This window comes from Candidatus Magnetobacterium casense, from assembly GCF_019173545.1.
In the GTDB taxonomy this organism is placed as follows: Bacteria; Nitrospirota; Thermodesulfovibrionia; order Thermodesulfovibrionales; family Magnetobacteriaceae; genus Magnetobacterium; species Magnetobacterium cryptolimnobacter.
The window spans coordinates 1-6,727 of record NZ_JABXWD010000190.1 but is presented as its reverse complement, the minus strand read 5'-3'; the positions used below and the strand labels follow the sequence as shown (position 1 = coordinate 6,727).

Sequence of the window (6,727 nt, the reverse complement as noted above, 5' to 3'; positions counted from 1 at the left end):
AGTCAAAAAGGAGATAGAGAACATGCCTATAACATTCGACATAAGAGAGAGCGAGATGTTCTTAGATGGCAAACAAGAGGGTTTGCTTGAGGGAGAGAGAAAGGGTTTGATTGAGGGAGAGAGAAAGGGTTTGCTTGAGGGGATAGAGATGGCACTTGAGATTAAATACGGCTATACAGGTCTTGAGCTTATGGGTATGATAAGGAAAATTGGCACTTTAGAAGAACTTAGCCAACTAAAGGTCATTATAAAGAGGTCTGATACCGTAGATGAAGTAAAGGCGAGCCTTATTGGTATGATCAAGGAAAACTAACTTTTTGAGTGTATACGAGCAGGAGCTATGATTACGGCCTGATTTGGGGACAGCAAAACAATTGATATGACATCCTGCTGCTAAACAGCAAGACCGGAGGCAGGGGGACTAACGCGTCCTCCTACCATCCCTTCTGCCGCCTGGTGATATCTGCCGCTCTTACTCAATTTTCCACTGACTGGCAAGACCCTTTGTTGGATATCCTTCGGAGGTTATACTTATGCCATTGATGATGTATACGTAGACGTCGCCGCTTGTGGCGTTCTGCCAGAGTATGTCGGCCTTGCCGTCTCCGTTATAATCGCCAACTTTCTTGATCTGCCATGCCTCTGATACGGCACGCTTTATATAACCGCCATTACCAATCTTTGTGCCATCCATCAGCCACAGGTAGAGGTCTCCGGTTGAGGTGTTTTGCCAGAGCATATCGGCCTTGCCGTCTCCGTTAAAGTCCGCAACCGCCTTTAACTGCCAGTTGCCTGAAATACCCGTTGCAACGTAGTCTCCTTTGGATATGCTGGTAATGTCCATCAACCAGACAAAGACGGCACCGTTGTTGGTGTTTTGCCAGATGATATCACTCTTCTTGTCGCCATCTAGGTCTGCGACACCCTTAAGCTCCCACTCTGCGCCAACGTTCATTGCTATATGACCGGCATTCTTTATATTGGCGCCATCCATCAGCCACACATATACGTCTCCGGTTGAGGTATTTTGCCAGAGCATATCGGCCTTGCCGTCGTTGTCAAAATCATCTGTGGCCTTAAGCGCCCACCCGCCGGGCAATCCCCTGGAGGCATACCCCCCGGTGGATATCTTTGTCCTGTCCATGAGCCACATGTAGATGTCGCCCTGGCTGTTGCGCAATACTATGTCGCTTTTGCCATCGCCATTGAAGTCGCCCACACCAACAATGTCCCAATCCAGCGGCAGGGCCTTGACAACAAAGTCACCAGCGCTTATAGCCGTGTCCTTCATTAACCATATGTATATATCGCCCGTTGAGGAATCCCTCCACAGGGCATCGCTGATACCGTCGCCGTCAAAGTCATACGTTGTCTTGCTGCTGCCACTTGGAATAAACGTAACCGTAATACTCTTGTCCCCGGACATGGTTGTCGTACATGTCATGTTTGACGCTGCCGTGCAGTCGCCGCTCCAGCCGGCAAAGGTTGACCCCGCAGAGGGCGTTGCAATCAATGTCACCTGTGTGTTGAGTTCATACGTAGCCGTACCGGTGTTGCCATACCATGCCAGGGTTCCCGCCGACGTTGATACCGTGCCATCGCCATCGCCCTGTTTGGTGACGGTGAGTTTGGGTTGTTGCTGCGTACTGGCATTAAACGTTGCCGTTACAGTCCTGTCGGCAAGTATGTTGAAGGTGCAGGTTGAAGCGGACCCGGAACAGTCGTTGCTCCAGCCACTAAAAACGGAGCCGGAGTTGGCAACAGCGGTAAGTGTCAGCGATGTCCCGGGGATGTAATATTCCATGCCGGTTTTACCGCTCCACGTGATGGTTCCCGTTGATGACGTTATGGTGCCCACGCCGTTGCCGGCCTTGTTCAGATAGAGTTTGGCTTTTGGTTCAAACCTGGCTTCAACGCTTTTTGGCCCCGACATCTCTACCGTACAAGCGGACCCATTACAGTCACCATCCCAGCCGTAAAAATACGCATTTGTAGCCGGAGCGACGGTGAGCGCTATATTGTCGGTTAACTCATAGTAGGCTGCGCCCGTGTTGTTTGTCCATGTTATTCTGCCACCTGATGGTGTCACATCCCCTGTTGCCCTACCGGATTTGGTTACGGTTAGCTTGTTGAGCATATCGTTTGGCGTAAACTTGGCGGTAACATACCTTTCATACCACGTCGAAAGCGTACAGGACAGCGCCTTGCCCATGTTCTTGCAGTGCTTACCCCAGCCGGTAAAGGAATAATTCAGGTCCTCGTAGGCCGTCAGGGTTATATTGCCTGGGGTCTTGTACATTATCGTGCAATCGATTCCGGTATCCCTGCATTTTACCAAATTATCAGAGCTTACCACCGTGCCTTTGCCATTTATTACCTGTACGGAAATTCCACCCACCGGACAGCTAACCGTAAAGTTCCAGGCTGTGCCCGTTGTCCCTGTGCAGTTGGGATTAGTCGTAACGGTAATAATACTGGATGTCCCTGAAAAGGCAAGGGGCACGGAGTCCTTTTTACCAACACATCCGGTTGTATATATCTGTTTGCCTTCATAAAACACCATGATTTCATCTTCTACTGAATATGTATCATATTCGAAGAAAAAATTACCTGAATTAGTTCCCATATCAAAGTTAAAGGTTTCGGCCATATCGCCACCTGCCTCTGTAAGTGTACCGCAAGACATGGACTTCACCACCTTGGCCTCACCTATAACTATATAAGCATCCTTGCCACCTTCATTGTCAGAGATGGAAGCATATATAACGCCGGTCTGAAAGGGAGTTGAACTGGCCACACTATCATCTGTGTGAATAATTTCGGTACCGCCGGCATTGTCGTAATTACCCGTTGCCGTAGCCGTCAGATAGTATTTACTATCGGGACTAAATCTAATCCTCGTGTAGTACCACGTATCATCAGCTATCACCGTTGAACCATTGACCGAACGAACTGTCGATGCACTTAAGGTTGTCGCTGTATTGTTGTCCGTATTGCCAACACCAACAGCCACCTTCATGTACCCACCGGCCCCGTGTGCCTTCCACTTGATGTATGTCTCTGCCGCAGTGAAATCATAAGAATTTGTTGTCTTCTCCATTGCACCCTTACCGACATCATAACCGTTGACCTGGATACCATCAACCGTTGCTGAGACACTTACGTTTCCATAATCACTGTACCCCGTCCAATTGTCTGTCGTCATCGGTACCACTATGGTACCAGCATACGCCTCTGAGACGAACAGTGCCAGAAACACCATTATAACTCTCACTAACCCCTTAATCTTGATCTTCATAAACAATAGCTCCTTCTTAACGCTAAAAAAACTTTATTATTGCCACAAGGCTTGCTCACCCCAGGCTCTCCCATCCCCGGAAGATTCTCTGTCTTCCTCTGTATTAAGTCCAAACAACTTTTCAGTATAGATAACCATATTACCCTTATTAATAGCATATTTATTCTGTTATTGTCAAGATTGCTTTTATTTTAAAGTACCTGCCCATTATTAATCTTATACGCAAAGAAAAAAGAAGGGGGCGGCTCCGCCCCCCCTCAGACCCCCCTGCAAGGGGACCAGTCCCCTTGACCCCATCTTGCGCAACCTTTGCTTATGCAGTAATGACACCGATGGGGCATTTGGACTTAACCGGCATGTAATCTCAGACTGATTATTGACAGTAATCTTTATTTCATGTTAGCATTATTTAATCAGGCGGACATGTACGCAGTAGAGGTGCCTGCTGATAAAAAAAATACCGGAGGGTTTTCTGTGAAAAAAAGTGATTTCAATTTCAGTTATCTGATAAGTTATTTATACAATGCGATAAAATCGGAAGACATCGATGAGGCATATGACACGTTTCTGCTCATCCTAGACCTGGTGTTTCTGGGTAAGGATGTTCCGCGGTTCTTTGCAGAGTTACTGGATAAAAACACACTGAAAATGCTAACCGACATAGACCTGGTTAAATACAAGGGTAAAGAAACAATTTGCAAGGAAGGTGAACATAGTGAATCCATGTTCATAATAGTAAGCGGCACGGTACGTGTTTCCCAAAAGAAAATCAAAACACGGGGAACTATCCTCCCGTTACCACCGGTGTTGCTGAACAACCTGATAAATAACCTCCTTATGGGGGGAACCAGGACATTGTCCACGCTTTCAACCGGTGATTTCTTCGGAGAATCGGCCTTGTTTTCGTCAAAGCCCATGCCCGTCACCGCCACTGCCCTCACCGACGTCGAAACCCTCGTGATAACCAATAAGACCCTTCAAAAGGCCATGAGCGTCAAACCCGACCTGCGCTCACTGCTGAAGGAGTTCTATGTTTCCCGGCTCGATTCCATGTTTGAGTCACTGCAAAAAGAGCAGAGTATGCTCCAGTCTTGTGTGTGTGAAAACCTGATCGGGGCTGCAATGCCCGGTGAAAGCGGCTTTTCAAGCAACGTTCTGCTCTTGGGGGCAGAGGCAACAATGGATGAAACCATGCGGGGACAGACTACGTTTTCGCTTAAACCAAAGTCACGGTTAGAAACAGGCCTGGATAAAGTGAAAACCCTGTACGCGGAGAATCGAAAACCGGAGGCGGCTCTCTTATATCTGACCCTCAGCCGTCTGTTTTTCAACGACCTTACCGACATTGCATTTGGCATGTTTACCATTAAAGTGTTAAACAATCCCAAGTTTAAAAACGTGAAACTGCTCTCCGATGTCCTGGGAAAAATACAGAGTATAATGCCGGAGAAATTCACACAACCAGAGCCGGTTGACGAAACCGATTACCGCACGAATTTCCTGCTCCTGTTTAACGACTTGCTGAAGAGAAAACTGGACAAGGTATCCCTGCAACAATACAATAAGGGACAGACGATTATAAACCACGCCGATATCTCTGACTCCATATACGTAATCAAAGCAGGTTCCGTTAAGATTGTATCACCCCAAACGCTGCCTTATAAGGTGGGGTCCGGGGACATCATACTTGGCAAGGGCGAAATCCTGGGAGAAATTGCCTTCTTTACCAGACAACCCAACACTGCCACCGTTATTGCCGCTGAAGACACGTCCCTTTACGAACTGAACAGACCCATTGTTACGGAAATCGTCAAGGAGTATCCGGAGGTGCTTAAGTTCTTTGAAAAGGTCTACCAGGATAGAATTGCCGAACTGATTAAGGAGGCTGAGGCCATTAAGGCATACTACAAAAATGACCTTACCCTGTAGTTGCATCAAGCAAGACTTCGCAGGAACCAAGTGCGACCGGGAGCGAAAAATAAGGAAAGGTTTCGCAGGAAGGGGTCAAGGGGACTGGTCCCCTTGCGGGGGGTTCTGAAGGGGGCCAGGTGCGACCTGGAGCGCCAAGAAGCGGAGCCGCCCCTTTCTTTCTTGTGCTACCATGAACCATGCCGAAGATACTATCACATGGACATATAATGACGTAATAACTTAAAATACAGGAGACAACGATGAATCAACAAATAGTGGATGCCATAAGGGGTTCAATATCGGTCAAGGAGGGGCTGCTGTCCGATGCGGGCTTGCTGAAAACGATTGCAGAGGTGGCCGTGGCCATGGAAGGGGCCTTCAGGCAGGACAAGAAGGTGCTCCTGTGCGGCAACGGCGGAAGCGCCGCAGATGCACAACACATAGCGGCGGAGCTTTCGGGGCGATTCTACTTCGACAGAGAGCCGCTCTTTGCGGATGCCCTGCACGGAAACACCTCATATCTGACCGCCGTGGCAAACGATTATTCCTACGACGAAATATATGCGCGCCTGGTCAGGGCCAATGGCAGACCCGGCGATATCCTGGTGGGGATATCGACCTCCGGCAACTCGTCAAACGTCATAAAGGCCATAGAGGCCGCTACACGTATCGGAATGACAACCGTAGCCATGACCGGGGCAAGCGGCGGAAGAATGAAGGATATCTGCAATTTCCTGATAAACGTTCCGTCCTCTGACACACCACGGATACAGGAGGCGCACATCCTGATTGGTCACATTGTCTGTGAGTTGGTGGAAAAATCGATGTTTAAACGCCCATGACAAAAACGGCCATTGTCCTGGCGGGCGGCCTGGGCACCAGACTCAAGACGATCCTGGGCGGTCTGCCAAAACCCATGGCAGATGTCAACGCAAGACCGTTCCTGCAATACCTCCTGGAGTATATGCGCAGCCAGGGGATTGACAACTGCATATTGAGTGTCGGCTACAGGAGAGAGGCGATTATGGAGTACTTTGGCCGACATTTTGGCGGCATTGACCTCACCTACTGCATCGAGGATGAGCCGCTGGGGACGGGAGGGGCTATTAAAAAGGCCCTCACATGCACGGATGCACGCGAGGTATTTGTCTTAAACGGCGATACACTGTTCCGTGCCGACCTCCCAAGGCTGTATGACCTGTATAGCTCACACGATTGCGCATTTGCAATGGCACTGAAGCCGATGCGGAATTTTGACAGATATGGCGTTGTGATCGTTGATGATGCCCACAGGGTTGCAGGGTTTCAGGAGAAGATGGCTCGTTCCTTTGGGCTTATCAACGGGGGAGTTTACGTTATAGATACAGGGGTGTTTGACGGACTTGACCTGCCTGCCAGCTTCTCCATAGAGAAGGATTTTCTCGAGCGCTACTACAAGAGTCGCCGATTCTGCGGCTTTGAATTTGACGCATACTTCATCGACATCGGGGTTGTAGAAGACTACGAGCGGGCCAAGGC

Annotated in this window: 5 protein-coding genes; 4 read left to right on the top strand and 1 reads right to left on the bottom strand. The window is 48.9% G+C overall.

Annotation, left to right across the window (positions count from 1 at the left end):
• The coding region (locus HWQ67_RS10735) for a hypothetical protein (RefSeq protein WP_255317227.1) at positions 1-313 on the top strand (313 nt) is incomplete at its 5' end.
• Positions 314-472: 159 nt separating this feature from the next.
• On the opposite strand, the gene HWQ67_RS10730 is transcribed toward HWQ67_RS10735, so the two are convergent.
• Positions 473-3,298 (bottom strand): VCBS repeat-containing protein, encoded by a 2,826-nt coding sequence (locus tag HWQ67_RS10730; protein WP_218252687.1) that lies wholly within the window; start codon positions 3,296-3,298, stop codon positions 473-475.
• 474 nt (positions 3,299-3,772) lie between these two features.
• Here HWQ67_RS10730 and HWQ67_RS10725 point away from each other — a divergent pair, with 474 nt between their 5' ends.
• From HWQ67_RS10725 to HWQ67_RS10715, 3 genes are all read left to right on the top strand, one after another.
• Entirely contained in the window at positions 3,773-5,227 is a 1,455-nt protein-coding gene (locus HWQ67_RS10725; RefSeq protein WP_218252686.1) for a cyclic nucleotide-binding domain-containing protein, read from the top strand.
• A gap of 242 nt (positions 5,228-5,469) precedes the next feature.
• The gene (locus HWQ67_RS10720; protein ID WP_218252685.1) at positions 5,470-6,051 is read left to right on the top strand and encodes a D-sedoheptulose-7-phosphate isomerase; all 582 of its coding nucleotides are present in this window, start codon (positions 5,470-5,472) and stop codon (positions 6,049-6,051) included.
• A partial coding sequence (locus HWQ67_RS10715; RefSeq protein WP_218252684.1) for a nucleotidyltransferase family protein occupies positions 6,048-6,727 on the top strand: 680 nt, incomplete at its 3' end. The genes HWQ67_RS10720 and HWQ67_RS10715, both read left to right, overlap by 4 nt.

Excerpts from the sequence above, each read along its gene's own strand:
- HWQ67_RS10730 (WP_218252687.1), bottom strand. The coding sequence starts at position 3,298 with ATGAAGATCAAGATTAAGGGGTTAGTGAGAGTTATAATGGTGTTTCTG.
- HWQ67_RS10720 (WP_218252685.1), top strand. The coding sequence starts at position 5,470 with ATGAATCAACAAATAGTGGATGCCATAAGGGGTTCAATATCGGTCAAG.